General features: G+C 60.2%; 27 protein-coding genes and 1 pseudogene. 19 read left to right on the top strand and 9 right to left on the bottom strand.

What is annotated here, in order from left to right; translation table 11 throughout:
- Positions 1-168 precede the first annotated feature (168 nt).
- Genes XI04_RS21120 through ligD form a run of 4 tightly spaced genes read left to right on the top strand, consistent with a single transcriptional unit; the run spans position 169 to position 3,656 of the window.
- The gene (locus tag XI04_RS21120) at positions 169-453 is read left to right on the top strand and encodes a hypothetical protein (RefSeq protein WP_244429150.1); all 285 of its coding nucleotides are present in this window, start codon (positions 169-171) and stop codon (positions 451-453) included.
- Positions 454-2,133, top strand: coding sequence for a DNA polymerase/3'-5' exonuclease PolX (locus tag XI04_RS21115; protein ID WP_038949291.1), 1,680 nt, complete (start codon positions 454-456; stop codon positions 2,131-2,133).
- The gene (locus XI04_RS21110) at positions 2,133-2,696 is read left to right on the top strand and encodes an MOSC domain-containing protein (RefSeq protein WP_038949292.1); all 564 of its coding nucleotides are present in this window, start codon (positions 2,133-2,135) and stop codon (positions 2,694-2,696) included. The genes XI04_RS21115 and XI04_RS21110 overlap by 1 nt, the downstream gene beginning before the upstream one ends.
- A 12-nt stretch (positions 2,697-2,708) precedes the next feature.
- Positions 2,709-3,656: a non-homologous end-joining DNA ligase gene (gene ligD / locus XI04_RS21105; RefSeq protein WP_271596208.1), complete on the top strand. Its 948-nt coding sequence runs from the start codon at positions 2,709-2,711 to the stop codon at positions 3,654-3,656.
- Positions 3,657-3,685: 29 nt separating this feature from the next.
- Here the strand turns inward: ligD and XI04_RS21100 are convergent.
- A pseudogene (locus XI04_RS21100) lies at positions 3,686-4,036 on the bottom strand (ribonuclease HII); the annotation flags it as partial.
- Positions 4,037-4,147: 111 nt separating this feature from the next.
- Positions 4,148-5,059 carry a LysR family transcriptional regulator gene (locus tag XI04_RS21095; protein WP_162131341.1) on the bottom strand — a complete coding sequence of 304 codons (912 nt, stop codon included), beginning with the start codon at positions 5,057-5,059 and terminating at the stop codon, positions 4,148-4,150.
- Between the two features lie 157 nt (positions 5,060-5,216).
- Here XI04_RS21095 and XI04_RS21090 point away from each other — a divergent pair, with 157 nt between their 5' ends.
- From XI04_RS21090 to XI04_RS21080, 3 genes are all read left to right on the top strand, one after another.
- Complete coding sequence (locus tag XI04_RS21090) at positions 5,217-6,197, top strand: Bug family tripartite tricarboxylate transporter substrate binding protein (RefSeq protein WP_038949296.1); 981 nt, start codon at positions 5,217-5,219, stop codon at positions 6,195-6,197.
- Positions 6,198-6,255: 58 nt separating this feature from the next.
- A complete protein-coding gene (locus XI04_RS21085) occupies positions 6,256-6,996 on the top strand; it encodes a dienelactone hydrolase family protein (RefSeq protein ID WP_038949298.1) in 741 nt (246 codons plus the stop codon).
- A gap of 277 nt (positions 6,997-7,273) precedes the next feature.
- Positions 7,274-8,035 carry an IS5 family transposase gene (locus XI04_RS21080; protein ID WP_083859327.1) on the top strand — a complete coding sequence of 254 codons (762 nt, stop codon included), beginning with the start codon at positions 7,274-7,276 and terminating at the stop codon, positions 8,033-8,035.
- A gap of 9 nt (positions 8,036-8,044) precedes the next feature.
- Here the strand turns inward: XI04_RS21080 and XI04_RS21075 are convergent, their stop codons facing one another.
- Both XI04_RS21075 and XI04_RS21070 read right to left on the bottom strand, forming a co-directional pair.
- Positions 8,045-8,410: a hypothetical protein gene (locus tag XI04_RS21075; RefSeq protein WP_271596207.1), complete on the bottom strand. Its 366-nt coding sequence runs from the start codon at positions 8,408-8,410 to the stop codon at positions 8,045-8,047.
- A 62-nt stretch (positions 8,411-8,472) separates the two neighbouring features.
- Positions 8,473-8,655 (bottom strand): hypothetical protein, encoded by a 183-nt coding sequence (locus tag XI04_RS21070; RefSeq protein WP_038949302.1) that lies wholly within the window; start codon positions 8,653-8,655, stop codon positions 8,473-8,475.
- Between the two features lie 393 nt (positions 8,656-9,048).
- Here XI04_RS21070 and XI04_RS21065 point away from each other — a divergent pair, with 393 nt between their 5' ends.
- Together XI04_RS21065 and XI04_RS21060 are read left to right on the top strand one after the other, a co-directional pair.
- Positions 9,049-9,411, top strand: a complete 363-nt coding sequence (locus XI04_RS21065; protein WP_038949303.1) for a hypothetical protein — start codon at positions 9,049-9,051, stop codon at positions 9,409-9,411.
- Positions 9,411-9,572: a hypothetical protein gene (locus XI04_RS21060; protein ID WP_271596206.1), complete on the top strand. Its 162-nt coding sequence runs from the start codon at positions 9,411-9,413 to the stop codon at positions 9,570-9,572. The genes XI04_RS21065 and XI04_RS21060 overlap by 1 nt, the downstream gene beginning before the upstream one ends.
- Before the next feature lie 22 nt (positions 9,573-9,594).
- Here the strand turns inward: XI04_RS21060 and XI04_RS38870 are convergent, their stop codons facing one another.
- Positions 9,595-9,837 (bottom strand): PilZ domain-containing protein, encoded by a 243-nt coding sequence (locus tag XI04_RS38870; protein WP_442869007.1) that lies wholly within the window; start codon positions 9,835-9,837, stop codon positions 9,595-9,597.
- Between the two features lie 101 nt (positions 9,838-9,938).
- Here XI04_RS38870 and XI04_RS21055 point away from each other — a divergent pair, with 101 nt between their 5' ends.
- Positions 9,939-10,112 carry a hypothetical protein gene (locus XI04_RS21055; protein WP_157158082.1) on the top strand — a complete coding sequence of 58 codons (174 nt, stop codon included), beginning with the start codon at positions 9,939-9,941 and terminating at the stop codon, positions 10,110-10,112.
- A 1,546-nt stretch (positions 10,113-11,658) separates the two neighbouring features.
- Here the strand turns inward: XI04_RS21055 and XI04_RS21050 are convergent.
- Positions 11,659-12,555, bottom strand: a complete 897-nt coding sequence (locus tag XI04_RS21050) for an MBL fold metallo-hydrolase (protein WP_049806614.1) — start codon at positions 12,553-12,555, stop codon at positions 11,659-11,661.
- A gap of 2 nt (positions 12,556-12,557) precedes the next feature.
- Positions 12,558-13,538: a Bug family tripartite tricarboxylate transporter substrate binding protein gene (locus tag XI04_RS21045; RefSeq protein WP_038949306.1), complete on the bottom strand. Its 981-nt coding sequence runs from the start codon at positions 13,536-13,538 to the stop codon at positions 12,558-12,560.
- A 143-nt stretch (positions 13,539-13,681) separates the two neighbouring features.
- Here XI04_RS21045 and XI04_RS21040 point away from each other — a divergent pair, with 143 nt between their 5' ends.
- Positions 13,682-14,488, top strand: a complete 807-nt coding sequence (locus tag XI04_RS21040; protein WP_038949308.1) for a helix-turn-helix domain-containing protein — start codon at positions 13,682-13,684, stop codon at positions 14,486-14,488.
- A 296-nt stretch (positions 14,489-14,784) separates the two neighbouring features.
- Here XI04_RS21040 and XI04_RS21035 read toward each other — a convergent pair whose 3' ends face one another.
- Positions 14,785-16,542 carry an adenylate/guanylate cyclase domain-containing protein gene (locus XI04_RS21035; protein WP_333913370.1) on the bottom strand — a complete coding sequence of 586 codons (1,758 nt, stop codon included), beginning with the start codon at positions 16,540-16,542 and terminating at the stop codon, positions 14,785-14,787.
- Between the two features lie 892 nt (positions 16,543-17,434).
- Here XI04_RS21035 and XI04_RS21030 point away from each other — a divergent pair.
- Positions 17,435-18,715, top strand: coding sequence for an amidohydrolase family protein (locus tag XI04_RS21030; RefSeq protein ID WP_038949310.1), 1,281 nt, complete (start codon positions 17,435-17,437; stop codon positions 18,713-18,715).
- Positions 18,716-19,123: 408 nt separating this feature from the next.
- On the opposite strand, the gene XI04_RS21025 is transcribed toward XI04_RS21030, so the two are convergent.
- Positions 19,124-19,732, bottom strand: a complete 609-nt coding sequence (locus XI04_RS21025; protein ID WP_271596205.1) for a bifunctional transcriptional activator/DNA repair enzyme AdaA — start codon at positions 19,730-19,732, stop codon at positions 19,124-19,126.
- A gap of 55 nt (positions 19,733-19,787) precedes the next feature.
- Here XI04_RS21025 and XI04_RS21020 point away from each other — a divergent pair, with 55 nt between their 5' ends.
- The 7 genes from XI04_RS21020 to XI04_RS20990 all read left to right on the top strand — a co-directional run bounded on the left by XI04_RS21020 (position 19,788) and on the right by XI04_RS20990 (position 26,126).
- Entirely contained in the window at positions 19,788-21,017 is a 1,230-nt protein-coding gene (locus XI04_RS21020) for an MFS transporter (protein ID WP_271596204.1), read from the top strand.
- A gap of 131 nt (positions 21,018-21,148) precedes the next feature.
- The gene (locus XI04_RS21015) at positions 21,149-21,910 is read left to right on the top strand and encodes an IS5 family transposase (protein ID WP_271596203.1); all 762 of its coding nucleotides are present in this window, start codon (positions 21,149-21,151) and stop codon (positions 21,908-21,910) included.
- 239 nt (positions 21,911-22,149) lie between these two features.
- Positions 22,150-22,455 (top strand): hypothetical protein, encoded by a 306-nt coding sequence (locus tag XI04_RS21010; RefSeq protein WP_271623757.1) that lies wholly within the window; start codon positions 22,150-22,152, stop codon positions 22,453-22,455.
- A gap of 871 nt (positions 22,456-23,326) precedes the next feature.
- On the top strand, positions 23,327-24,286 hold the full coding sequence (locus XI04_RS21005) for a DUF3618 domain-containing protein (RefSeq protein WP_271623756.1): 960 nt from the start codon (positions 23,327-23,329) through the stop codon (positions 24,284-24,286).
- A 12-nt stretch (positions 24,287-24,298) separates the two neighbouring features.
- Entirely contained in the window at positions 24,299-24,979 is a 681-nt protein-coding gene (locus tag XI04_RS21000) for a hypothetical protein (protein WP_038949314.1), read from the top strand.
- Positions 24,976-25,392: a phage holin family protein gene (locus tag XI04_RS20995; RefSeq protein ID WP_038949316.1), complete on the top strand. Its 417-nt coding sequence runs from the start codon at positions 24,976-24,978 to the stop codon at positions 25,390-25,392. Before XI04_RS21000 ends, XI04_RS20995 begins: the two co-directional genes overlap by 4 nt.
- Positions 25,389-26,126, top strand: a complete 738-nt coding sequence (locus XI04_RS20990) for a hypothetical protein (RefSeq protein WP_271596202.1) — start codon at positions 25,389-25,391, stop codon at positions 26,124-26,126. The genes XI04_RS20995 and XI04_RS20990 overlap by 4 nt, the downstream gene beginning before the upstream one ends.
- Positions 26,127-26,177 lie beyond the last annotated feature (51 nt).

Genomic DNA, 26,177 nt, shown 5'->3' with positions numbered 1-26,177 from the left:
GCAACGCCGCCAGGATTCGCAGGTTCCACACCCGTTTCCTACCTGCCGGCTGACGGGCCGGGTTGTTGCGGCGAGCGCCGTTTATACGGCCCATGAGCTGCTCGCCGCGTCTCCCGCAAGCTGGAGGCCCGCTTCCGAACCATAGACGACAACGGACGTTATCGAATCATGTCAGATGCCTTTGACTATTTTCGTGCCTATGCCGTCCGGGCTCTGTGCAAGGCCCGCTCGATGCCGCAGGGCAAGATGAAGCACCTGCAGCTTGTGGTGGGACGAATTTATAACCTCCTGAAGAAAGAGGCCGCTTACGCTCCAAACATGCAGCACCTCGAGGACTTCCGCGCAGCGCAGAAGCTCGAGAGGTCGCTCGATCGGGAGGCTGACGTGGTCGCGAGCGATCGACGTCGTGTCGCTCCACCGGCATCGCAGCACATGGGGCGGGAGGCTCATTGAGTGCCAGCCCTCGACACCCGCGCGGTAGCAGGCCTCCTTCGAGAATATGCGCAGCGCAGCGCCTTGCGCGGCGGCAATCCGTACCGCGTAAAAGCCTACGCTCGGGCCGCGGATAGCCTGACGGCTCTTGCCGACCCGCTCGATGTGCTCATCGCCGAGGACCGGCTCACCGAGATCCCGGGCGTCGGCGATGCTATTGCCGACATCATCACCAAGGTTCACAAGACGGGCAGTCACCCCAGCCTCGAAAAGCTGCGGAAGGAGATTCCGGCGGGCGTGCTCGAGATGCTCGCTGTACCCGGCCTTCGTCCGGAGAAGGTGCTGCGCCTGTACAAGGATCTCGGGATCGGCTCGCTCTCGGAGTTGGAGGCCGCCGCCAAGGGCGACCGCATCAAGAAGGCGAAAGGACTCGGCGCCGCGCTACAGACCAAGATCCTGCAGAACCTCGCGATCGCCAAAAGCGGAGAAGGCCGCCTCCACCTGCACCGCGCTGCCGCGCTGCTCGCGCATTCGAAGGACTCGATCCGCACGTCACGCCCCGAACTCAAGCGTGTGACAATCGCCGGCGATTTCCGCCGCGGCTGCGAACTCGTCGGCGATCTCGCAATCGTTGCGGAGGCTGCCAAGCCGGACAAGACGTCCGTGCCATCGGCCGAAGGACTGCAAGTCCGCGTGTCCGACCGAAAGCACTTCGGTGCTGCCCTTCTCTTCGCCACCGGCTCCGCCGCTCACATCGAGCAGCTCCAAGCCTTGGCCGCCGAGAAGGGCATGCGGCTGGACCCTGGCGGCCTGCACGAGGGCGGCACGCTGATCGCCGGCGAGGAGGCGGACATCTACCAGGCGCTCGGGCTGCCCTTCATCGATCCCGAGCTCCGCGAGGGCCGCGGCGAGCTCGAACTGGCTCTGAAAGGCAAGCTCCCGAAGCTCGTCACCGACCAGGACCTGCGCGGCATTCTTCACTGCCACACCGATGCCTCCGACGGCACCGAGACGCTGGAGACCATGGCTAAGGCCACGCGCCAGCGCGGCTTCGAGTACTTCGGCGTGGCGGACCATTCCAAGTCTGCCCACTATGCCGGCGGTCTCTCCGTTGAGGTGATCGCGCAGCAGCACCGGGAAGCCAATCGACTGAACAAGCGCTTTGGCAAGGACTTCCGGATCCTCAAGGGTATCGAGTCCGACATCCTGGCGAACGGGTCGCTCGACTATGACGACGACGTTCTCGAGCGCTTCGATTTCGTGGTCGCCAGCATCCATGGGCGCTTCAAGCTGGATCGCAAGGCGCAGACGCAGCGCCTGCTTCGGGCCATCTCCGACCCTCACACCACCATCATCGGCCACATGACGGGGCGGCAGCTCCAGCGACGGCCGGGCTACGAAATCGACGTAGAGAAGGTGCTGCGGGCGTGCGCCAAGCACGACGTTGTGGTCGAGATCAATGCCCACCCATGGCGTCTCGACCTGGACTGGCGTTGGCACCAGGCCGCCCTCGACTTCGGTTGTATGCTGAGCATCAATCCCGACGCGCACTCGATCCCCGAACTCGACCACATGCACTGGGGCGTTCAGATGGCCCGCAAGGGCGGTGTCCCTGCCGACCGGGTCCTGAACGCGATGACGCTCCCGGAGATCACGCGCTATCTGCGTCAGAAGCGGCGCTCGCTCGCGCGCGCCGCCTGATGTCGCAGGGGCACGATCTGGCGCTCGCGGGCAGGGTCGTGGCGGTCGCCGCCGAGCGCGGGCACCACTTCAGCAAACCAACTCAGGAGCGCATAATGCTGGTGCAAGGCCACGGCGTCGAAGGCGACGCCCACGCCGGCCCTTTCGTCCGGCACCGCTATTTGGCACGCCGCCGGCCCCGCCTGCCCAATCTCCGGCAAGTCCACTTGATCCCGTCCGAACTCTTCCCGTCCCTCCTAGAAGCTGGCTTCGAGGTTGGCGCAGGCGACCTCGGCGAGAACGTCACCACCGCCGGATTGGATCTCGAACGGATGCCACTCGGGACCCTGATTGAGCTCGGGCCGTCCGCGGTCGTCGAGCTGACGGGCCTCCGGACGCCCTGCGTCCTCATCGACCGCTTCCGATCTGGCCTCAAGCGGCAGGTCCTCTCGTCGGCGCAAACGGGCCCTCCGTTCAAGTCCGGGGTGCTGGGCGTGGTACGGGTTGGCGGGACGGTCGCGGCTGATGATATCGCGCGGGTTCGCCTTCCATCCTCCTCGTTTCGGCCGTTGCCGGCCCTGTAGAGAGATCGAACCATGGCCCGACAATCGACCCTGCCTCGTCGCCTGCAGCCCATGCTGGCCACGCTGACGGACGCGCCGTTCGACGATGCCGATTGGGTCTTCGAGGACAAATACGATGGCTTTCGTATGGTCGCGGAAGTCCGGGGTGGTCGGGTCGCGCTCTACAGCCGCAATGGAAAGATCATCAGCCACTCCTACGTCGAGGTCGCGAAAGCGCTAGAGGGCGTGAAGGCGGATGCCGTGATCGATGGCGAGCTCGTCGCGATCGGCAAGGACGGCGCATCCCATTTCCAATTGCTCCAGAATGCCCTGCGCCATGAGGCCAAGCTTCTGTACTGCGCGTTCGACCTCATGTTCGCGGACGGCGAAGACCTACGCGCGCTGCCGCTCCTCGAGCGCAAGAAGCGGCTCAAGAGCATCCTGCCGCGCCACAAGCTGATCGCATTCAGCTACCACCGCAAAGGCAAGGGAACTAAGTTCTTCGCAGAAGCCGAGCGGAGACATCTCGAAGGCATCATGGCCAAGCGCGCCGACAGCGCGTACGCCTCGGGACGCCGGACCGCTGATTGGCTGAAGGTGAAGACGGCACAGCGGCAGGAGGTCGTGATCGCAGGGTTCACGGCGCCTAGGCGAACCCGGCCTTTCTTCGGCGCTCTCGTGCTGGCGGTACGCGAGGACGAGGCATGGAGGTACATTGGCCACGTCGGCACCGGCTTCAGCCACCAGGTTCTCGGAGAGCTTCACGGCAAGCTCCTGAAGCTCAAGACGCCCAAGTCGCCCTTTCCCGCCAAGGTAAAGGATGAGCAGGTCACGACCTGGGTGCGTCCTTCGTTGGTCGCGGAGGTGAAGTTCGCCGAGTGGACCAGCAAGGGAGAGCTGCGCCAGCCAGTCTATCTCGGCCTGCGGTCCGACAAACAGGCTAAGGACGTCGTTCGCGAAAGGAGTTGGCCGCGAAAATAAGGCACCCGAGGCGGAGCAAAAACTCCTGGTCAGCCGGCTTCGCGCTCGGCTGCTGAAGGCCAGGGCGGCAGGGGCGGTAGCCCTAGAGCCTTGCGGACTGGTCCGAACGATCTCCGGTGAGCTGCGCATGCACCAAGCCTGGCGAGAGCTTCGTAATGAGCTGGCACCGGATAGCCCTTGTGATCCGCGAAGCCGTAGCCGGGATATCGGACGTCGAGAGTCCGCATGACCGTGTCGCGCTCGACTTTCGCGAGGATCGACGCCGCAGCGATGCTGGCTGACTTGGTGCCCTTGATGATGGCCTGCTGGGGGATATCGATCTCCTTCAATCGCTTGGCGTCGATCAGCAAGTGCTGCGGCGCAAGCCCTAGGCCATGTACCCATAAACCCAGCGCCGAGATGCGACAAGGCGATGTCCGCCACCGCAATAGCGACCAAGTCCGTGCCGCAGCGCAATATGTCGCGATGGCCCAAAGTAGACATACGGTTTGTCACTTTCGTTTCGCCGTCGGCTTTGCGAGCTCACGGGCGCTGTCAATGACGATCTGCACAAGCGGGCTGACGGCGCGATCCTTAACAGTGACGATCCCGTTCGGTCGACGTGCCGCCGGCAGTTCAACGGGCAACACCTTAAGCGCTGCCCTCTTGGTGAGAAATTTCAGTGCGGAAGACGGGAAAACCGTGATGAACCGCCCTGTCTCCAGCAAGCTGACCCGCATATGGGGGGAATCAGTGACGACCGTCGCGCGTGGATATTCAAATCCGCCGGCGCGAAAGGCTTGCGTGATGATTGATCCGATCACGCTCTCCCGCGGTGGAAGCACCCAACGTTCCTCCGCCAGATCCGAGAGTTGGATGTCGCGGCGCCGCGTCCAAGGATTTTTCGCACCAGCCGCGACGACATAGTGATCTTCAAAAAGAAATTCGAAATGCAACCGCTCGTCAGTCATCGGGCCGCTGCTCCGCACGATTAACAGATCGACTTTGCGCTCGCTAAGATCGCGGTGCAGTGTCTCTAGGTAGCCGGTCAAGAGCTGAAATCTGATCCGCGGATGACGCCGGGAGAGCCGATCGATGAGAGCGGAGACGAAGCTCGCCGCCAGAAAAGCCGTGGTTCCAATCCGCACTTCACCAGCGGTGGGGTCGGCCAGAAATTCGATGCTCTTCACACCGCGGCGTAGTTCGTCGAAGACGGCGCTACCGCAATCGAGCAGGGCGCGGCCGCACTCCGTCGGTTCTATCCCTCGCCGGTGGCGATCCAACAAGCGGACGCCGAACGCATGCTCAAGCTCCGCGATCGATCTCGAAATATTAGGCTGGGTGGTATCGAGTATGAGCGCCGCCTTGCCCATGCTGCCAGCCTGCACCACCGCCATCAGCACATGCAGGTCCTGCAGCTTCATTCGTTTTCCGATGCGATCACTCATCTGCATGAGAGTACCCATTTCCGTTTTGAGATGATCTCATCAGACAATAGCCTTATGCGCTTATGACAGCATCAACTATCTTCAGCGCGTTGAAGAGAGCCGGTGCGAGTGCAGGTTCGACGGAGCAATGCGTATGACGCCCTCCCGACGTCAATTTCTGCACCTCGCAATGGGGATGGCTGCGCCACCTCTGCTGTCGGGCTTGGCTCGGGCCGATACTTACCCGTCCCGGCCAGTGCGCATCATGGTTGGCTTCGCCGCGGGCGGGCCAAATGACATCCTTGCGCGTCTGGTGGCGCAATGGTGCTCGGAGCGGCTGGGCCAGCAATTCATCGTCGAGAACCGACCCGGAGCGGGAAGCAACATCGCCACTGATGCGGTCGTGCGTGCGCCTCCGGACGGCTACACTCTCCTGCTGGTTGGCTCCCCCAACGCGATCAATGCAACGCTTTACGAAAATCTTAATTTCAATTTCCTGCGGGATATCGCGCCGGTCGCGAGTCTGACCCGTGGCTCCCTGGTGATGGTGATACACCCATCGGTTCCTGCCCATACAATTCCAGAGTTCATCGCCTATGCCAGAGCCAATCCCGGGAAACTCTCCTATGGTTCGGGTGGCGTGGGCGGGATCACCCATATCGCCGCGGAACTGTTCAAGCAGGAAGCCGGCGGACTCGATCTTCAGCATGTGCCCTATCGAGGCGTTGCGCCCGCGATCACGGATCTGCTCGGCGGGCAGGTACAGGTCGTCTTTGTGAACTTGGCGCCATCGATCGGCTACATCGGGAGCGGCAAGCTGCGTGCGCTTGGGATAACGACGGCCGCGCGATCCGAAGCGCTGCCGGATGTTCCAGCCATCGGCGAATTCGTGCCAGGTTACGAGGCGAGTTCGGTGTTCGGCCTCGGCGCGCCGAAGGACACGCCGGCCGCGATTATCGACAGGCTCAACAACGAGACCAACGCCGTTCTGGCCGATCCGGGGTTCAGGTTGCGTCTTCGTGGTCTCGACGCGACGGCACTCGGCGGCTCGCCCGGCGATTTCGGCAAGCTGATGGCCGGTGAAACCAAGAAGTGGGCCAAAGTGATCCGCCTCGCGAAGATCCGACCGGAATAGATAACGGTGTCTTGGGCAGCCGCAATCTCTGTACCGCGCATCCCAGCTGGACCAGGCATTGCCGCTGCACCTCAAGCGAAAGGTGGGATTCGAGATGCAAGGGAAGTTCAGCAGGATTTGCGCGAAAGGCGGCGGCGCGTTCGATTGCTATCTGGTCACGCCCGAGCCTGAAAAGCGGGCTGCTGGCGTTGTGCTTGCTTCCGCCATTCATGGCGTGGATACCGACATGCTCGCAATCGCCGACGAGCTTGCGGCATACGGCTTCGTTGTCGCGGTGCCGGATCTGTTCTGGCGTTCGATTGCCGGGCCGCTTTCCCGGAACGACCCGCGCACGGCCCAGCGCGCCGAGCCGCGCCTTGAGCAAATCAAGGCCGGCGAAGACGATATGATCGATACCTTGAGGCACCTCGGCACAATTCCGCAATTCAATGGCCAGGCGGTGGTCATGGGGTTTTGCTACGGCGGCCCGTATGCGATTCTCGGGCCGAAACGACTTGGCTATGCCGCCGGTATCTGCTGCCACGGATCCCAGATGCTGGACTATCTTCACGAACTTGTCGGGGTTCGCGAGCAAGTCTGTCTCATTTGGGGCGACGAGGACAATCGCGCGCCGGTCGAGGTGCTGGAAGCGTATCGTGATCTAGCGGCGAGTATGGACAACGTCGAACTGCACATCTTTCTCGGGGGGCGCCACGGTTACATGATGCGGGGGAGCCCGTCCTTCGATCGGGCGGCACATGATTTTTCAATAAAGCGCGCCCGTGAAATTCTCCAAGGTCTCGAGTCGGCAGTTCGTTAAAAGATTCCATTCCGTCTTGCAGAGAGATGATATCGGATCGACTAAAAATGCCGTCCGTCAGCGGCCTTCGCCGCTCGGCGGTGCGCCTGTTCGCCGATTAAGTTGGCGAACTCGCCACATCAGGTCCAACGGTGCTTCGGGTCATATTCGACGGTTTCGGCGGGGACTATCGGTTGTTTGATGTCCGCTCTGCCCGTAAGCGCCGGACCAGAGGAAATCTAGGCGTTGCTTTCGGTGCGATTGCCGTGATTCAAACTTCCAAACTGGGGCCCGAATCATGCGCTACGAACTCGCGGATTATGAATGGACTGCCATCAAGCCCATGCTCCCTAACAAGCCGCGTGGCGTTCCTCGGGTTAACGACCGCCGTGTCCTCAATGGAATTTTCTGGGTCTTGCGATCCGGAGCACCCTGGCGTGATCTCCCCGAGGCGTTTGGTCCGTATACCACTTGTTATAACCGCTTTGTCAGGTGGCGGCGAGCGGGTGTCTGGAGCCGTATCATGGAAGCACTTGCCGGCGCCCATGATACCGGCGTCCAGATGATCGATACCTCCATTGTCCGCGTGCACCAGCATGGAGCCTGCATCAAAAGGAACCAGCGCCAATCGATGGGACGGTCACGCGGCGGGTTGACGAGCAAAATACATGCGGTGGTCGATAGCAATGGTCGGCCGGTACGGCTGGCGTTGAGCCCCGGCGAGGCCCATGACGTTCGACTTGCCGGAAAACTGCTGTCTCGTTTGCAATCCGGGGCAATGCTGCTTGCCGACCGCGGCTATGACGCCGACTGGATCAGAGAGCTTGCCATGAAGAAGGGTGCGTGGGCCAACATCCCCCCGAAAAGCAATCGCAGCGCCCCGATCTGCTTCAGCCCATATCTCTACCGCGCTCGCAATCAGGTCGAACGGTTCTTCCACAAGATCAAACATTGCCGTCGGGTCGCGACGCGCTACGATAGGCTCGCTGCCAACTACCTTGCATTCGTTCAACTCGCGTCAATCAGGCTGTGGCTGCGCCTTAATGAGTCCGCGTCCTAATTCGTCGCGCTATTTGGCTAGGTACTTGATGAGCGCAGCGATGCCGAGCACGATCAGCGCGAGAACGAGCAGGACGATCAGGCTTATGCTCCATCCCATCTCGGTCATCATATCCATGATCCCATTCATGGATGACTCCACGATTGAAGATGCCGCCTCAGTTTGCTCCTGCTGGACCGTGCGGCTCTGCGCCAACGGATAGGCGTATATCTGAGCTGCTGGGCCATGGTGGCCGCCCAGAAGCCAGGTGTCGCCAAGCCGGGAGACGGCGACCTTCGGCCGCGCCGGCGCCGCATCGGGCTCCGTGCGCCCGCGTGGCCCGCCGTGCGCACCTTTGAGCAGCCGGTCGATTTCCTTCTTGGAGAAACCGAGCACGCCAGGTCGACGGCGCCGGCCTGCCGCAGATACGCCATCTCGCGGGCGAGCAGCTGCTCGTCTCAGGTCGAGCTTTCCGCAATGCGGTTGTCCGCCATGCAGTAGGCCCGGCGGGCGGCCTCGGACAGGTGCCCGAGCGGCACCACCGGCACCTCGGCGAGCCCGAGCGACTTTGCGGCGGCGTAGCGGCACAGCGAATTCAGCGCCGGCCTCGCCCCATCCAGCAGGGCTGGCTGACGCTCCACGAAAGCGGCACCTATGTGACGTTGGTGACGTCTGGTGAGGACCTACTCGGTCAGTAGATCAGCACCAAGGACAGCCATGCCGCGAGGCAGGTGCAGAGACAAATTCCGAGATAAGGCAAAGCAAGGCGCATCGGGCTTCCCTCCGCGACGCACGACTATGATTTGATTTTCTCACGCACTTTGGACTGTGACTAGGCATCTCAAGCTGCAATCGCGACCAAACCGCACCGTTGCGTAGAGCCCAGCTGCAGGATCGAACGACTGGAACGAAGGTCTTGTGAAAAAATTAAGAGTCTCGCCGGCTGCCGCCAAGCCGGCGGAGCGGCCCCGGCCTACCCCCGTTGAAAATCCCCTGCCGGGGCCGTCTCTTCGCCCAGAGTTCGGAGTTTGCGTATGCGTTCCTCGCCCTCGATCGTGCCGGCCGACCGTCTGGACCGCGATATCTACCTGGTGCTCGAGGATTTCGGCGCTCGCGCGGGATGCGCCTGGCGCGAGACCGACGAAGCCGATACCGACCTCAAGACCGTCCTGCGGGATATCCTTTCCGGGCAATACGCCTATCCGCTCCGCATCGTGTGCTTCAATGCGGTCGAGGGGTGGTCGCGGGACGCAACCCCTGACATCGCTGACGCCCTGGCCGAACGCGCCGCCAACACAGATGCGGAGATCTCGCCTGCCCTGCAGGACTTCATACACGCCAATGCGACAAGTCCGTTCAACGTACAATTGGCCCTGCCGCTGCGCAGCGTCGCTTGATGCCGACCGAAGGCAAATCCCCCGGCTTCACCGCGGAGGACGAACGCGAGCACTTTATCCGCTGCACCATATGCGGGGAACTGTTCGATATGCGCGACCTCGGCGAGGTCCTCGACCATTTGCACGGCGAGCAGATCCCAGAGCAGCCGACGCAGCACTAATGGCCGCCAACCGAGGCGCCCTTTAATCTTCGAACGCCAACCCAAACTGACCGTCTTGCCGCCAGACGATGTGGCAATGCCGCAAGAGACCGTCAGAGGGAATACCGAGCACAAAATTGTCAGGAAACCAGAGCGGGCTTTTGACTGCGATCCTCGCTCCGACTTCCGAAATATCTCTCACGACGCAATCAAGGGCTGTCGGGCCAAATATGATTTTCCCAGATTTGAAGACCCGGCGTCGCTTCGATGATCTATCCTGCTCCATTTGCGCATATTGCCACTTTTTCCTGAAAACGTCAGGCCCCGTGACACACCTTCGGCACGTGAAATCCCGGAACATTTCCGTCTCGCGGGAATTTCAGCGGTATGGACCTTGAACAGGAAAAACTGGCAGTCGAGCAAAAGCTCGCCCGGTGTCGGCGGTTAAAGAAAGACTTTTCGGAAGGGGTAAGTGCGAAGAACCTTCGTGATCTGGAAGCTGAGCTGCTCGAGCAACTTCAGCAGATTGAGACGAGTCCAGCTCAGCAAGATCGTGATTAAGCCATGTCTGCTCAATTTTGAGTTTCCGGAGGGCTGGGGGGCGGCAGCCCATAATCCTTGGCCCGCCTTGCCGCCAGCTCACGATATAATTTGGCCTGTTCGAACAGCTGCTGCCTGAAAGCCGGGTCAGCTTCGCTTCGTCCCAAAGCTTCCAGCTGAACTGCGCGCTCGAGATACTCTGTCAGAAGTTTCACGGCACGCCTCAGTCCGCCCCAGTCGCCCAGCATTTATTGTCAAGATTTGCTGCTGCGCAAGGGCAGCGAAGCCGCTCCGCCATGTCGATGCCGCGCGGCAGGACTATGCAAATCGCTATAGCCCTCCGTGGCATTTGGTCTGGCGGTTTATGTGCCCGCTTGCAGGCGCGCAATAGGCGATCGCCTCTTAGAGCCAGTGAGCCTGACATATTGAAAGCCGGTCTCTGGCCATGGTAGATTGCCGATTTTTCCCGTCCTAGTAGTGCGTTTTGTACTGTGGAGGACATTTATGCGAAGCTCTCGCGCGATCCTTTATCTGCAACGACTTTGCGACCTTGCCTCTCAGCTCTCAGAGCTGGAAGACCTTCGAAGTCTAGTCGAAAATGCAGAGCGCGCCCGCGGTGCACCAGCATTGCGCTCTAGACGCCATGCTTCTCGCCGCCTCCGAAGCCGCGATCTCCGCGTCCTGTCTGTCCGTCGCAGTCGCTTCACGCCACCAGGCAGAAATGCAGGAGGTGTCAGCCCCCCTCAGAGCGACAACCAAGTGGATTGGACGTTGCTTGTTTTTCCCGACGGATGGTGGGCCTCCCCCTAAAGCTTTTTAATGGCTGTTAGTGATCAGTCTTCTCGCCAGCTTGTGGTCCCTCAGCTCACGCAGCCGGTGGAGGACTGCTTGTGACCCTTAGCGGACGATCCGCGTTCACGAGCTTGCGCTTCACCCCGGCAAGTTTGTCCCGGCTCTCATGGTCCTCTTGATGCTCGGTTACGTCGGCTTCGAGTGTATCCGCGCCATTCGTCGCCAGCGTCGACGAGTAAATATCAACGAACCGCCTTGTGCTGACTGATGGACGCTACACAAGTCCGCCGACAATATATTTTTGTGCTGGTAGCGCCCCTCATTGGCTGGATTGTGCTTTGCGCGGTGCTCGGACAGCCCGGCTTGCTATTCCTTGGCACGATCGTAGGCATGCCGTTTATCTATCTGTTCGGGCTTCCTCTTGCCGTTTTCGTCTATTGCCTTGATCGAGAGATGATCAATCGATCACTTCCGCTCTGGTCGAGCAGTGTCGCTTGCTTATTCTTCGGAGGTTTGCTCTCGGTCAGCCTCGTTTACTTTGTGCCGCTTCCATTCGGCTTTCGTAGTCCTCCCGTTTTTGTCGGAAGCTTGCCCGGAGCCGTTTCCGCATTCGTCTGCGTCTGCTGGGGCGGAAAGTAAAACGCCATACGCTCGATGTCAGCCTCTGGCGCGTCGCTTCCAAACGGAATGATCGATGGGACGTCGGCTGGCGAGTGTGGAGCAGAAACTGATTGCGGCGTTCTGGACGACCGATTTTGACCCGAAGCCGACATTTTCAGATCTCCGATTTTGAACGTCCGATTGTAACTGTCTCGCCTATCTCGAAGCTCGACAGATCTTCGCCGACGACAAGCGGCCCGGAATAGGTCTCGCGTGTCGCCGCTACTAGATCGGCTATAGCAGGCGCCGCGACGGTCTTACTCGCGAGCATGACGAGATGGGTAAAAGCGGCCATTTTCGGCTTGGTCTGCGCAAACACTCGCCCAGCCTCCTGAGGCGAGGTGTGATGATTGAGAATGCGCCGGATGTAAACTTCGCTCAAAAGTTCCGGCCGCGCCATGGCGACCTCATGCACCAGCAGGTCAGCGCCCGCGCCGTAGCGCAGCACATTGACGTTGTAGCGGGTGTCACCGGAGATCACGGCAACCCGATTTTGATATTCGATTCGATAGCCGTAAGCCGGCTTAATGGCCTCACCATGGTCGACGGCGAAGGCAACAACCCTTAGGTCGCCGGCCTGATAAACGGCGCCGTCATCAGCAAATTCCTTCACGTCGATAGCGGCGTGCTCACGGGCGAGCTTCTCATCCGCGACCCTGATGTCGATATCGTGCGCATAGGCTGCTTCAATATGATGCATCAGCTTGGCGGTGCCGACGGGCCCGATCACATTAAGAGGCCGCCGGCGGTTGCCGAAATAAGAGCTCAGCCAGCCGGTGAGCCAGAGGTCTGGAATCCCTGTAGTGTGGTCGGAATGAAAATGCGTGAGCAACAGTGCATCGATGCTGCCTATGGGAACGCCGAGCTGAAATAGCCTCATCGTAGCACCGCGGCCGGCGTCGATAAGAAGAGTGTGGCCGCCGGCCTCGATTAACGTGCTGGGCCCGAACCGGTCGGGACGGGGGATCGGTACCCCCGTCCCGAGCAGCGTCACCCGGAAATCAGCGGTCATTGCTACTCTACCTTTATGCCGGCGCCGGAGACGATTTGATACCAGTGCGCGACCTGGTCGCCGACCATGCGGCCAAATTGCTCCGGCGTGCCGCCTGCCGGTTCGGCGCCAATCTTTGCCAGCGCTTCCTGGACCGATCGCTTTTGCAGCGCCTTGTTAATCGCTGCATTAAGCCGCGCGACAGTTTCCTTGGGGGTGCCGTGCTTGACCGCGAAACCCGTCCAGTCCTCAACCACGAGAGAGGGATAGCCAGCTTCGATGATGGTTGGGACGTCGGGAAGGGCCGGGACACGCTTCGGACCAGTCACCGCCAAAGCGCGCAGCTTGCCCGTCTTAATCAGGTCAACGACCGGCAATACGGTGATGAACTGAAACGTGTTTGTGCCGTTGAGCAAATCGCCGATCGCTTGCGAAAATTGCGCGTAGGGAACGTGCTGGGCGCGCGTACCGGTCTGCTGCTTGAACTGCTCGCCGATAAGATGTGCGGGCGTGCCGAAGCCACCCGAGGAGAACGTCAACTTGTCCGGCTGGCTTTTCAGCAGCGCTACCAGTTCGGCCACCGTCGTGGCCGGCACCGATGGATTCACGACCAGCACATTGTAGGAGACGGTAGCCTTGATGACAGGGTCGAAGTCCTTGCTTAGGTCGTACGCGATTTTCGGCAACAGCGACGGTGCTGCAACCGATGGTACAGACATCGCAAAGAGGCTGTTGCCGTCCGACGGCTGGTTCAGGACGTCGCTCGCCGCAATCGTGGTGACGCCGCCCGGCCGGTTCTCCACAATGACTCGCCAGCCTTCGGATTCCGTTAGTTCCCTCGAGATAATGCGGCTGATGATGTCGGGCGGGGTACTAGCCGAGTTAGGCGCCACGAACCGAATCGTCCCCGTTGGGAAGGATGACTGCGCCAATCCTGTGGCGGCAAGCAGAGGCAGGATCGCAACTGATAAGACGGTGGAGTGGCGAAACAGGTGAGATGTCATGGAAGTCTCCATCAAACGATGAAAGTGAACTTCAGCACGCACGCCAGCTTCGGCCCCCTGTTCGCGCCGAGCTAGGAAAATCGGCATGCGTTCCGCAGTGTGAAATGGTACGTTTCACGCCGTGGAACGTGTGAGGTCACTCGATGTCCGGGCCAAAAGTTATCAAGAGCTTGGAACGCGGATTACGTGTTCTGCAAGCGCTGCAGATGCAGCCGGATTCGTCGCTGCAGGAGCTTTACCTCCTCACGGGCATCTCGAAACCAAGCATACTGCGCATCCTGCACACCTGCGCCCGAGCAGGTATTGTGACGCGGAGGCTTGGTGACGGGCGTTACCGGATCGGTGCCATGCTTTCGCATGCACCCTCGCGTCGCGAACATCACGACCGGATAGCGGAAGCCGCGGCGCCGATCCTGGAGCGCTTGTGCGAGCGCGTCTCCTGGCCATCAGATTTGATGGTGCCCGCAGGCGATCACATGCAAATCCGCGAAACGACCCGGGCCCGGAGTCCCTTCCTGTTGCAGCAGGAGCGGATCGGACTGCCTGTCAACTGGCTGTGGTCCGCCGTCGGGACAGCCTATCTTGCGTACTGTCCGACGAAAGAACGTCAACGCGTGCTCGATTTACTTCGCAAATCGAGCCGTCCCGAAGACCGGCTTGCACGTGAACCGGGGCGGCTCAACGTTATTCTCGACGAGGTGCGGGAGCGCGGTTATGGCATACGCAACTCAATGCACAGCGGGGGCTATTATGGTGGGCCGCCGCACTCGGACGGCTTATTTTCGATCGCGGTTCCCCTGCGCGATGGTCCCCGCGTGCTTGGAGCGATCAACATGCTCTGGCTCAAAAAAGCGTTCTCCATCGAAGCCTTCGCAGCTCATCATCTGGCCGAGCTTCAAAACGCAGCGGCGGAAATTGTAAGTTCAGTCCAAAGACGAACGAAGCGGTGATGTTCGCTGTTGGCCCGAAGGCGAAGATCGGCATCGTGTCCCGGACGTCGGCAGTCGAGGCCGGACCAGACACGTGGGGACGCGAGGGAATCGACGCGATTGACCCTTGCTGTGTAAAAACGCGAGGAGGCGAAAAACGGCTAGAATTGCGTTCCGTCTGGCTTGAAATCGGTTGCGCGCATAAGCGCTAGATCGGCCTTGGACGAACAACTTCTTCTATCGCTCTCAACCATCTTGGCGTTTTCACACAGCCAAGACCCAAAGCAGACATGCATTTCACCAGCCGTGGAGGACATTTATTCTCCTTTCGGCACGCCAGCTAAGAGCAGGCCTTCATAGATCCGCTCCCTCTGGCTCAAAAATGTAGCGTTCTGACTGCGCCGCTCGTTGCGAAATCGGGCCACCGTAAAGTTCGGGTCGAGCCGGAGGCCGGCTTCCCGCGCCGCGCTCGCCTCGTCCATAAGCCCGCTCAGACTGGATGCGGCGGCCAGGAAAAAATGCACCATGGCGACGTTCGGGTTCATTTCGATCGACTTGCGCAATCGGTCCAGCGCCGATTGCAGCCTCCCAAGAAACAAGTCTGCAATTCCGAGCAGGGCGTGCCAGCGATCCAACCCGGGATCACGCGGGCTCAGCCGGATAGCGTTCATGAGGTCCGCTTCCGCCTCCTTTGCACGCCCGAGCAACACCTTCGCAAAGCCGGCATTGGCGTGAGCCCAAGCCAAGTTGCGATCAAGAGTGATGGCAAATTCGAATTCGCGCAGGGACCGCTCTGTCGCTCCCGAGACATGAAGCACATTCCCATAGATAAGATGTGCCGCGGCGTTACGCGGAGCGAGATCCAAAGCTTTAGTGATCGCCGTCCCGGCGATACGCAGCTGTTCATCCCGGTTTGTCGAAGCAAACGTACGAACCTCATCAGAATGATAGTTGGCAATGCCGATCAACGCCTCGACATTGCGATCGTCCCGTCGGAGCGCGTCTTCAAAGAGCTCACATGCCGCGCGGTGGCCACGCAGCGATAGGGGCTGGTTCAGAATCGCCCAGCCCCTCATCGCGAGGTCGATGGCGTCCATGCTTCCTGGCCGCTCACGCTCCGCCCGCCGGCTTTCAGCGGCTACAAGCTCGACACCAACGATCCGGGCAAGGCGCGTGGTGATCTCGTCCTGCATGTCGAAAATATCGGCGCGCGGTTTGTCGAAACGCTCGGCCCAGAGGTGCGCGCCGGTTGTCGCGTCAATGAGCTGAGCATTCACGCGGATGCGATCGCTACTGCTCTGCACGCTGCCTTCCATCACATAGCGCACACCGAGCTCGCGTCCGACGACGCGGGCGTCCACCGGTTTGTTCTTGAAGGTGAACGCAGTATTGCGTGCAATGACGAAGGCGCTTGGGATGCGCGACAGGTCGGTCGTCAGGCTTTCGGTGATACCGTCGACAAAATATTCCTGATCGGGATTGCCACCGAAATTAGCAAAAGGAAGCACAACGATCGACAGACGCGGCGCGGCGAGCTCACGCGACGTTGAGCCCTGTGCGACAAAGTCGAGCCGGTTGCGTTTCACTGCATACGCGCGTACCGGACGCGCAATGTTCTTGAGGCTATGCTCGCCGAGATCAATGAATTCGACGTCGATCTTCCCGCTGACCTGATCATGGGCGGACGCGGAAAGGCAAACACCACCGGGCTCGGCGATCCCCTCAAGGCGGGCGGCGATGTTGACGCCGTCGCCGAAGATATCGTTCGCCTCGACGATGACGTCGCCGATGTTGATGCCAACGCGAAAGACAATGCGCTTCTCTTCCTCCTCTCCGGCTGCGAGGTCTCCAACGCCACTCTGAAAGTGCTCGGCTGCTCGAACCGCTTCGACCGCGCTCGGGAACTCGGCGAGGAAGCCGTCGCCGGTGTGTTTGACGATGCGGCCTCCGTGTTGCCTAATGGTCGGCTCGACAACATCAGTCAAAAGCGCCGTGAGGCGGGCATGTGTAGCCTCTTCGTTATTGTGCATGAGCCGAGAATAGCCCGCCACGTCGGCGACCATGATGGCCGCCAACCTGCGTCCTCGGCCTCCATTCTCTCGCGACATGACCGCTCCGCCTGTCCATTAAGTGTAGAAGGGATCAGGCGACAATTCTAGCCGTTCGAGAGAGGGTCGCTGCCAACCGACCCCGCCTTGGGACGTGGCATCTCGTCAGATTGTCCATACGCTGCATCTGCGGGCGCGTGCTGGAACCCTATGTATCGCTGCAGCCCCCAAAGCTCAGAGCCTTGATGACAAACCCCTAGTTTATTGTCGGCTATCGGTAATCTGCGTCTTGCTCATTTTCACTTGCCTCAACGAGCGCGCTTTATAACAGGCCAAGGCATGTGATGTCTGCTGCTGGGCCCAGATGCGAAGTGGCCACACCTCTCTTTGAGGTCCGCTTAGTGGGCGGAACGGACTAGATTTGCTAACGCTGAGTTTTTCGCATTTTGACCCAAAGCCGACTAATGACCCATTTTCTGCTTGATCGGAGGTAATGGTAGTTTGTGAGCGTGAGCAATACGCCATCCTTCGGAAGTCTTTACGAAAACTAGGGTAATGAGATTTCCGGTGTCCCGGGTAGGGCGCGCCGGACGGTAAAGCTCCACCCCCTCAATCCGATTGACATTGGGTCTCTACGCTTACGTTGGGCGCATGGTGGACGAGATTTGCTCAAATTGACTTCTTCGGATGTACCTCTCGGACCTCGCGCGCAACTTTTCTCGTGCTAAAGTAAAAGCGCCAGCTGGCTAGAACCAGGATTTTCACTTCGCGAATTCCTGATTTCGAATGAGCCCTCTTGCTTAGGTCAAAGTCGCAACCCGACGGGACTTAGCATGAGTGGCAGTGGAAGATCGCAAGGTTTGCCGCCGAAGAGCGGCTGCTTATTCCGTATTCGCGAACAGGAGCACAGGAGGCCATCATGTCCGCGTTGTCGCGTCGCGATTTCTTGGCACTTTCGACGTCAGCCGCAGCGGTCGGTCTCGCCTCGCCCGCGCGTGCCGCCATGGGGCCAAATGACAAGTACGATTTGGTGATCCGTGGCGGTGAGGTACTCGACCCCAGCCAGTCGCTGCGCGCCAGACGCGATATTGGCATTCGCTGGGGCCGGATAGAAACGGTCCAGGAGACGATCGCGGCCGAACGCGCGCTGAAAAGCATCGACGCGTCGGGCAAGCTCGTGATGCCAGGCCTCATCGATCTGCACTGTCACGTCTATCCATACGGTTCGGCTATCGGCATTCCCGCCGACGAGCTCGTGCAATTCCAGGGCACCACGACCGTCGTGTCGGCAGGTGATGCCGGCGTCAACAATCTGGCGGCCTTGCGCCGCTTCATCGTGGCGCAGACCCGAGCCCGGATGTACGCCTTCCTCCACATCGCAAATAACGGCCTCTCCGCAGCCCCCGTGTCAGAGCTGTACAACATCGACAACGCGCAAACCGAGGCCTGCGCGATGGCCCTTGCCGAGAATGCAGACTTCCTGCTCGGGGTCAAGGTACGCATGTCCGAGAACGTCATCTTCAAATACGGGCTCGAGCCCCTCAAACGCGGCATCCAGGCCTGCGAAAAGTGCGGCTGGCCGGCGAAGATGATGGTGCATATCGGCGGGGTCGAGACCAAGGAGTTGATGTCGCAAATTCTCGACTTGCTTCGCTCGGGCGACGTGCTGACCCACGCCTATTCAGGCGCCCCGAACATGTCCAACGTCTTCACGAATATCGTTCAAGATGGCAACCTGCTGCCTGCGGCCCTGGCGGCCAAGCAGCGCGGTGTCATCTTCGATGTCGGTCATGGCGGTGGCAGCTTCGATTTCACGGTGGCTGAAGTGGCGATCCCGGGCGGATGCACGCCGGACACCATCTCCTCCGACATCCACGTCTTCTCCGGCAATTCGCCGGGCATCCCTTTCCTGCCGAATGTCATGAGCAAGTTCATGGCGCTTGGCTTCACGCTCGAGCAGGTGGTTGCCATGGCCACGACTTCTCCGGCGAAGGTCATCAATCGTGCGCCGATGATTGGCACCCTGCAGGTTGGAGCGCCCGGAGACGTCAGCGTCATGGAACTAGTGGAGGGACCGGTCAGCTTTCTCGATACCCGCAACAACAAGAGGGACGGGAGGGCCTATCTCAAGCCGATCCAGACCGTTATCAACGGTGTGCCGTTCGGCCGGCCTTATCAGGCTCCGTTTGCAGTGAGATAGGGGATTGGTCAGCAATCTCAGCTCTTGGAACCGTTTGAACTAGTGCCTCCGAGTGAGCTATCGATGCATTAAGGTTGCGGGATCGCCTCGGCAAGGCGTCATTATTCTCTAGCCCTGTTGCGCTGCATGGGTCTGCTTCTGGGCCGCATGAGACTTGTCGCTCGCGTGCCGATTTCCGCTGTTGACCGATACTGTTGAAAAAGTCGAAAGTAGAGAGACAGCAAAAATCTCGCTCGGATCAGCTCTAGTCGAGTCTTGGCAATAAAGGCCGTTGCCACGAGACTAGGCCGTGTACCTATAAATGCAGCGGCATAATATGGCGAGGGCAATGTCCGCGATCCTCCGACAGCGGCTAAGTTCGTGCGGCAGCGCAATATGTCCCGATGAGGGAAGGCCCGTGTTAGCTGATCATGCCTTCGTCCGTCGAATCGCCGTCGGTGGGCGCTTGTAGACCTCCGCAAATACTGTGTTGAAACGCCGTAGGCTGCGGAATCCCGATCTAAGTGCAATCTCGGTCATCGGAAGCTTCGTCTCATCCAAGAGACGCTTCGCCCGTTGAATACGCCCCGTTCGCGCGACTTGGGCGGGACTTGCGCCGACATATTTGTTGAACAGCCGCGATAGATGCCTTGGTCCGATGCCGAGACGTTCCGCCAGTGCTTCGACCCTGGCATCATCCAGTGCGCCACCGCTAATCAAACGTAGGGCACGCTCAACTGTCGTCCGTGAGCCTTTCCAAGCTGGAGAGAACGGCGCGGTTTCGGGACGGCATCTGAGGCACGGTCGATATCCCTCCTGCTCTGCTGCAGCGGCCGAAAGATAAAACGTCACGTTATTCGCCTTGGCGGGTCGCACGGGGCACACGGGTCGGCAATAGATCCTCGTTGTTCTGACGCCCGAGAAGAACAAACCGTCATAGCGCGGGTCGCGGTTCACTCGCGCCTGTTCGCATGCGGCAGCATCGAGTGTCTCGATGTCTGTTAAGACCGACGACGGAGTCCGATTCCGGCGAGCCATAACACGCTCCGATTGCTACCACGCCATCAACCTATCAGCATGAATGAGCGAGACAATGGGTGACGAAAAGCGTTTCGTTGGTTGGTCGGTGGCATGGGCTGCCTTTACCTTGGCGGTGTTTGCCTGGGGCATCGGTTTCTATGGTCCTTCGGTCTTCCTTCAGACTCTGCACGCTTCGCGCGGATGGCCCATATCAGAAATTTCGGCTGCCATTACCTTCCACTTCCTGCTCAGTGCGCTCCTCGTCGCGCATCTGCCCGAAATCCATCGCAAGATTGGTATTGCCGGAACCACACTGGGCGGTGCACTTCTGATGGCCATCGGGTTGATCGGATGGTCCGTTTCGTGGGAGCCGTGGCAACTCTTCTTGGCGGCTATTCCGAGTGCGGGAGGTTGGGCCGCGACCAGCGGTGCAGCCTTGAACGCAATAGTCGCCAGATGGTTCGACCGCGATCGTCCGAAAGCAATGAGTCTGGCATTCAATGGCGCAAGTGTCGGGGGAGTTCTGTTCGTGCCGTTGTGGCTCTTCTTGATCGATCAATTCGGCTTCCAGAACGCTGCGCAGGCGATCTCCATTGTTGCTATCGGTGTGATTGGGGGGCTTTCTGTCCGTTACTTCAAGCTGACTCCAACGAGCCTTGGCCTCGGCCCGGATGGCAACGGAGTGCCTACACTTGTCGCGAAACCGGGGCCGAGACTATCTCGCTCCGAGATTATTCGGATACCAGGATTTATCACGCTTTCGGCAGCGTTTGCTCTTGGCTTGTTTGCGCAGATCGGCCTCCTGTCACACTTGATAGCCCGGCTCACACCCGATCTTGGTGCGGCAACTGCAGGCTTGCTTCTCAGCTTAGCGACGGTATGCGCAGTAATCGGACGGAGCCTGACAGGTTGGTGGATCGGAGATCACGACCGGCGGATCGCTGCAGCCATCAACTTCGCTATCCAGACCATAGGAGTTCTGCTGCTCATCCTTGGCAATGGATGGATCGTACTGACATTTGGTTGCGTTGTCTTCGGCCTGGGGATCGGGAATCTCACGACTCTGCCGCCATTGATCGCGCAGAAAGAGTTCAATCGCCAGGACGTCTTGGCTGTGGTTGCCCTGATCGTCGCGATCAATCAAGCAGTTTTTGCATTTGCGCCAGCCATTATTGGAGCCTTCCACGATGCGACTTCAGGCTATGGTCTGGCGTTCGGGATTGTCGCTTGCATCCAGCTTTTGGCTGCAATGGTTGTTCTCCTTGGCCGCGAGCGCGTCCTTCCGTCCAGGAAGTCCGCTTAGGTTGTTTGACCGGTTCACCATGCATCGTTGGCTGGTTGCTGTCCGCTCGTAAGTGCCGTACCAGGCCGACCAACGACATTGCTTTCGGCCAGACTCCCGTGATTCAACCTCCCGAACTGGGAGCTCGAATCATGCGCTACGAACTCGCAGATTATGAATGGACTGCGATCAAGCCAATGCTGCCGAACAAGGCGCGTGGCGTTCCCCGGGTAAACGACCGGCGGGTTCTCAATGGAATTTTCTGGATCTTGCGATCCGGAGCACCCTGGCGTGATCTGCCCGAGGCGTTTGGTCCGTACACTACTTGCTACAACCGCTTCGTTAGGTGGCGGCGGGCTGGTGTCTGGGGCCGCATCATAGACGCACTTGCCGCTGCCCACGATGCCGCTGTCCAGATGATCGACACCTCGATTGTCCGCGTGCATCAGCATGGAGCCTGCGTCACAAGGAACCAGCGCCAGGCGATGGGAAGGTCGCGCGGCGGGCTGACCAGCAAGATTCATGCGGTCGTCGATAGCAACGGTCTGCCGGTACGGCTGGCGCTGAGCCCTGGTGAGGCCCACGACGTTCGACTCGCCGGAAAGCTGCTGTCTCGACTGAAATCGGGGTCAATGCTGCTTGCTGACCGTGGCTACGACGCAGACTGGATCAGGGAGCTTGCCACGAGGAAGGGCGCGTGGGCCAACATCCCGCCCAAAAGCAATCGCAGCGATCCGATCTGCTTCAGCCCCTATCTCTACCGCGCTCGCAACCAGGTCGAGCGGTTCTTCAACAAGATCAAACAATGTCGCCGTGTGGCGACACGCTACGATAGGCTTGCCGCCAACTACCTTGCCTTCGTTCAACTTGCATCAATCAGGCTGTGGCTGCGCCTTAATGAGTCCACGTCCTAGGAAAACACACAGCGATCCCGCAAGGAATGACGTGGTCCCTCGCGTCAGACGGCGTCGAGCGCACCAGCAGCCTTTAGAAATTTGGGATGCGCGCCACAGAGGACTTTTTCAACAGTATCGACCCGAAACAGACTTGTAGGGATGCATAAAATTATTGCGTTCTGCTATGCGACAGGTTGATGTTTTACGGTTATTCAATCGCGGCATAAGGTGCTTAAGCGGTCGGGCGGAGGAGACCTATGGCAGTATCGCGAATAGTCCGCGCATACTCCGAGTTGGTCAATCAGTGGCAGTTGATCGTCGAGCGACCAATCTCGAAAGAGGCCAAGCATGAAGAGTGCATGTCGCTGCTGCGCGAGTTCATCGAAGGACTTGCTTGGACCCGCATACGCGGGCTTGATAGGCCGCTTCGGTTCTATGCCGACATGTTGATATTAGAGGGTCTTCTTCGGCCAACTTTCGCAACGGACGAACTGGGCGAGGTCGCAATCCGGCCAGGCTATTTTCTGGTAAAGGACTGGTTGGACGAGCATCGCAGGCGATAGGCCACCTCGATTGGCTTCCCACCGCGGATTTGCTGGTATGTCCGGAATTGGCCCGTGGCTGACCTCCCCTTTCGGTTTCGCAGGGTCCGCCTTCAGGGCTGAGCGGAAAGTCATCGTGGAGACGCCGAGGGAAGCCTTTGACGTTTAGCAGTCGTAGCAGGCGAGGAGACACGGCGTCCGAACACCGGCCGCCACCCTCGTTCAACCAAGCCTCGCCTTGCAGCAGCGTCGTTCCGACACCATAGTCGCAGGATTGCAACTTTTTCCCGGTTGGACTGTTGGGGTCATACCCGGTCGCGACGGTTGCGCCGGCTACAGGGAGGCACAATACATGAAATGGATTTGCAGGCTTAGCTATCTGACGTGCGCTGTTGCCATAGCTTCTACAACGTCCGTCTCGGCCATGCCTGTTGCAACTTCGAATGCAATTGGTGGACCTGCCTCGACCGCGATCGAAGTCAAAGGTGGCCACGGTCATGGCGGCGGCCACGGATGGGGGCACCGCGGTAGCCGCGGCCATCATTACGGGTGGGGAAGGGGCCGTGGCCATCACTATGGCTGGAGCCGCCACCGTCATTGGTGAATCATAACCAGGGCCGCTCAATCGCGGCCCTTTTTATTTCGTGGGCCAGACGGCGAAGCGTTCTCTGGCCCTGACGTTCCTCGCGACAGCGTCTTCTTACGCCGGCGTCTTCTCCGCGGATATCCGGCAAGCAGCTTTACCGCTATCGCTGAGCACTCCCCTTCCCTTAAGCAAAACCGTTTTGTCGCCAGGCAGGCTGCCAAGCGATGCGAGGAACGATTCAAGAAAGGGTGAGTTCGATTCTCAAATTCAAGAAAACAAATTCAAGAGATATGAAGAGGTAACCCGATGACACGATCCGTGGAGGAGTTGAGACGCGAGTCCGAGCGCAGCCGCGCGGAGCTGGCCGCGACGGTGGGGCGATTGAGGGAGCAGATATCGGACACCGCCGATGACATTCGCCACAAGATCTCGCCGCAGCACATCAAGTCCGAAGTTACCGAATACGTCAGCCATAAGACCCAGAGTTGGGTTGACGGGCTCAAGCAACAGATCATGGACAATCCGATGCGCGCAGTGGCTGCGGGCGGCGCAATCGGTATCCCGCTGCTCCGCTTGGTGCGAGGCACGCCGCTGCCACTTCTCATGATCGGCGCCGGACTGGCCCTGACGTCGAAGACGGTGCGGGATCGCGCTGCAGACGTCACCAGCCCGGTCATGGACAAAGCGGAACACATGCTTGGGGACGTGACGGAGGGCGCCCGAGCCGTACAGGGTGACGCTAAGGAGACGCTGTCGTCCGCCCAAAGCCGAGCCGCCGGGATGGCTGCTGACGTGCAGGACAAGGCCGCTGGTCTCGCCTCTGACCTGCGGGCGAGCGCAGCGCAGGCTGCCAGCTTCGCAAGTGAAAAGCTGAAGAGCGGCATGGACGCCGCCAAGGATGCCGCTGCGAACGCGCCTGAGCAGGCCCGACAGACCATCGGCGACAATGCCGCCCTGATTGGGGGCTTGGGCATCGCGATCGGCGCCATCATTGCTGCCGCTCTTCCTGAGACCAAGGCTGAAGCCAAGGTGATGGGCCGGGCAAGCGACGGAGTGAAGCAGGCTGCGGCCGCTGCAGCGCAATCCGGATTCGGGGCGGCGAAAGATGCGGCTACATCCGCAGCCGACGCTGCGACGCAAAAGGTCGCCGAAGCCGATCTTGGCAGCCATACCAGCCGTATGACGCGGAACATGGCGGACACATTGAAGGAGGCAGCCGAAGACGTGGTCAAAGCTGCCTTTAGCCCCTCTCAAACCAACACTTGAAGGAATACCATCATGAGCGATTTGGACCCACACAACGTCACCCAATTCGGAAAGAACCAGGACAAGGGCGCCGCGAAGGACTTGAAAGAACAGCTTGGTGAGGTCGGAGCGGAGATGAAGCAGCGCGCCGGCGATGCTTTCCAGGCATCGGCCGGTCTTGCACAGGATAAGTTCGGCGAGGCCGCGGATGCAGCGAAGGGCGTCGCAGACGGGGCCGTTGACCAGATCCAGAGCCAGGCCCGCGAGCAGCAGCGGTCCGGCGCCGAATTCATCGAGCGCCTGGCGGGCAACATTCGCGAAGCCGGCCGCGCGTTTGAGGCAGACGTGCCTTTCGCGGCCCGGGGGATCGATTCCGCCGCCGACTATGTCGAGGACGCTGCGCAGAAGATCCGGGAAGGGAGCTTCAGAGATCTCCTCCAGGGTGCGACCGATTTTGCCAAGCGTCAGCCCGCCGCCTTTCTCGGGATATCGGTGCTGGCAGGGTTCGCGGCCGTCCGCTTCCTCAAGGCATCGGGCGAGCGCTCGTCATCCTCTCAGCAGCGCGACACGACAGAGAGATCTTCGTCGTCGCAACACGGTCAGAGGCCGGGCGGTTCGTTCTCGGCGGGACAACAAACCTGGTCTCAGGGCTCTATGCAGCGTAGTTCTGATACGAAACAAACCTCGTCGGCACAGGGCAGCAACGTACCATGAGCATCGAGCGCAATATCAAAACCAGCCAGGGCGAATTCAGGGCTGTCTCGACGCTGCTCGGCGACGCCCTGTCGCAGTTCGCCAAGCTCTTCCAGAATGAAATGGACCTGGCAAAGGCGGAGCTCGGCGAGAAGCTTCAGAAGATCGGTGGGGCGTTAGGCCTGATTGTAGGTGGCGCCGTTCTGGTGATCCCGGCGATCATCATGGTGCTGTTCGCCTTGTCCGCCGCGTTGATCTCGGCCGGATGGTCGCCGGCTGTCTCCTATCTGACCTCGGCAGTAATTGCGGGGGTCATCGCCGCCGTACTGGTTGCTATCGGCGTCAACCGGCTCGATGCGCGTCAGCTGACCCCTCGGGAAACGATCAGCCAGCTCGAAAAGGATAAGGATACGGTGAAGGGGATGGTGCGATGAGCAGCGCAAAGAGCAGCTTTATAGACAGTTTGGTGACCGCCGCCCGGGAAAACCCGCTCGCCGCCGCGCTGATCGGAGGCGGAGCGCTCTGGTTGCTCGCGGGCGACCAGAGGCTGAAGAGTGCGGCGCGATCGGCGACGGAGGCCGTTGCATCCGCCGCCGATGCTGGGACGAGTGGTCTCAGGTCGGCGGCATCCGCGGTCAAGCAGACCGTGGCGCCTCCGACCGCACCTGAGATGGACGACCAAGGGTCGATGGGCGCCGGAGACACGTTTCAGGGCGCGACCGCTGCCGCTTCCGATGCGATGGCGGGAGCTGCCGACAGCGTGCGCGACCGCTTCGACGAGGGAGTCGCCTTTGCACGGGAGCAATTCAACAAACTCGGCAGTTCGTTTCCCGACAGACCGACCGTCAACAGCGCGAAATCGTCACTTACGGATGTGCTCGAGCGGCAACCTCTCGTTCTCGGGGTCGTGGGTATCGCGATCGGTGCAGCGGTTGCAGGCTCGTTTCGCGCGTCCGATATCGAGAACAAGTACGTCGGCGACGTCAGCGACGATGTGAAGGCGGATTTGAATCGACGCGCCGGTGCCGTCTCGCAAGCTCTGAGGGAAGCTTCGGACACCGTCGTCGCGGAGATAAGCGACACCGGTGCCGAACTTGTGGACCGCCTCAAGCAAACTGGCTCTGATGTTGCCGCCGCTGCGCGTGCGGAGGTGAAGTCCCCTTCATAAGTGATATCGCAGGAGCCCGATGGCGACCGCGCGCTCCTGCGATCCGAGATG

The sequence above is a fragment of the Bradyrhizobium sp. CCBAU 11430 genome (assembly GCF_028128855.1).
GTDB classification, from domain to species: Bacteria; Pseudomonadota; Alphaproteobacteria; order Rhizobiales; family Xanthobacteraceae; genus Bradyrhizobium; species Bradyrhizobium ottawaense.
The sequence above is the reverse complement of the archived record's forward strand: the minus strand, read 5'-3'. Positions and strand labels throughout refer to the sequence as shown.

What these genes read in the sequence shown, in the direction of transcription:
- XI04_RS21120 (WP_244429150.1), top strand. Translation starts at nt 169, where the DNA reads ATGTCAGATGCCTTTGACTATTTTCGTGCCTATGCCGTCCGGGCTCTG.
- XI04_RS21110 (WP_038949292.1), top strand. Translation starts at nt 2,133, where the DNA reads ATGTCGCAGGGGCACGATCTGGCGCTCGCGGGCAGGGTCGTGGCGGTC.
- ligD (WP_271596208.1), top strand. Translation starts at nt 2,709, where the DNA reads ATGGCCCGACAATCGACCCTGCCTCGTCGCCTGCAGCCCATGCTGGCC.
- XI04_RS21095 (WP_162131341.1), bottom strand. Translation starts at nt 5,059, where the DNA reads ATGAAGCTGCAGGACCTGCATGTGCTGATGGCGGTGGTGCAGGCTGGC.
- XI04_RS21090 (WP_038949296.1), top strand. Translation starts at nt 5,217, where the DNA reads ATGACGCCCTCCCGACGTCAATTTCTGCACCTCGCAATGGGGATGGCT.
- XI04_RS21080 (WP_083859327.1), top strand. Translation starts at nt 7,274, where the DNA reads ATGCGCTACGAACTCGCGGATTATGAATGGACTGCCATCAAGCCCATG.
- XI04_RS21065 (WP_038949303.1), top strand. Translation starts at nt 9,049, where the DNA reads ATGCGTTCCTCGCCCTCGATCGTGCCGGCCGACCGTCTGGACCGCGAT.
- XI04_RS21060 (WP_271596206.1), top strand. Translation starts at nt 9,411, where the DNA reads ATGCCGACCGAAGGCAAATCCCCCGGCTTCACCGCGGAGGACGAACGC.
- XI04_RS38870 (WP_442869007.1), bottom strand. Translation starts at nt 9,837, where the DNA reads ATGGAGCAGGATAGATCATCGAAGCGACGCCGGGTCTTCAAATCTGGG.
- XI04_RS21055 (WP_157158082.1), top strand. Translation starts at nt 9,939, where the DNA reads ATGGACCTTGAACAGGAAAAACTGGCAGTCGAGCAAAAGCTCGCCCGG.
- XI04_RS21050 (WP_049806614.1), bottom strand. Translation starts at nt 12,555, where the DNA reads ATGACCGCTGATTTCCGGGTGACGCTGCTCGGGACGGGGGTACCGATC.
- XI04_RS21045 (WP_038949306.1), bottom strand. Translation starts at nt 13,538, where the DNA reads ATGACATCTCACCTGTTTCGCCACTCCACCGTCTTATCAGTTGCGATC.
- XI04_RS21040 (WP_038949308.1), top strand. Translation starts at nt 13,682, where the DNA reads ATGTCCGGGCCAAAAGTTATCAAGAGCTTGGAACGCGGATTACGTGTT.
- XI04_RS21030 (WP_038949310.1), top strand. Translation starts at nt 17,435, where the DNA reads ATGTCCGCGTTGTCGCGTCGCGATTTCTTGGCACTTTCGACGTCAGCC.
- XI04_RS21025 (WP_271596205.1), bottom strand. Translation starts at nt 19,732, where the DNA reads ATGGCTCGCCGGAATCGGACTCCGTCGTCGGTCTTAACAGACATCGAG.
- XI04_RS21020 (WP_271596204.1), top strand. Translation starts at nt 19,788, where the DNA reads ATGGGTGACGAAAAGCGTTTCGTTGGTTGGTCGGTGGCATGGGCTGCC.
- XI04_RS21015 (WP_271596203.1), top strand. Translation starts at nt 21,149, where the DNA reads ATGCGCTACGAACTCGCAGATTATGAATGGACTGCGATCAAGCCAATG.
- XI04_RS21010 (WP_271623757.1), top strand. Translation starts at nt 22,150, where the DNA reads ATGGCAGTATCGCGAATAGTCCGCGCATACTCCGAGTTGGTCAATCAG.
- XI04_RS21005 (WP_271623756.1), top strand. Translation starts at nt 23,327, where the DNA reads ATGACACGATCCGTGGAGGAGTTGAGACGCGAGTCCGAGCGCAGCCGC.
- XI04_RS21000 (WP_038949314.1), top strand. Translation starts at nt 24,299, where the DNA reads ATGAGCGATTTGGACCCACACAACGTCACCCAATTCGGAAAGAACCAG.
- XI04_RS20995 (WP_038949316.1), top strand. Translation starts at nt 24,976, where the DNA reads ATGAGCATCGAGCGCAATATCAAAACCAGCCAGGGCGAATTCAGGGCT.
- XI04_RS20990 (WP_271596202.1), top strand. Translation starts at nt 25,389, where the DNA reads ATGAGCAGCGCAAAGAGCAGCTTTATAGACAGTTTGGTGACCGCCGCC.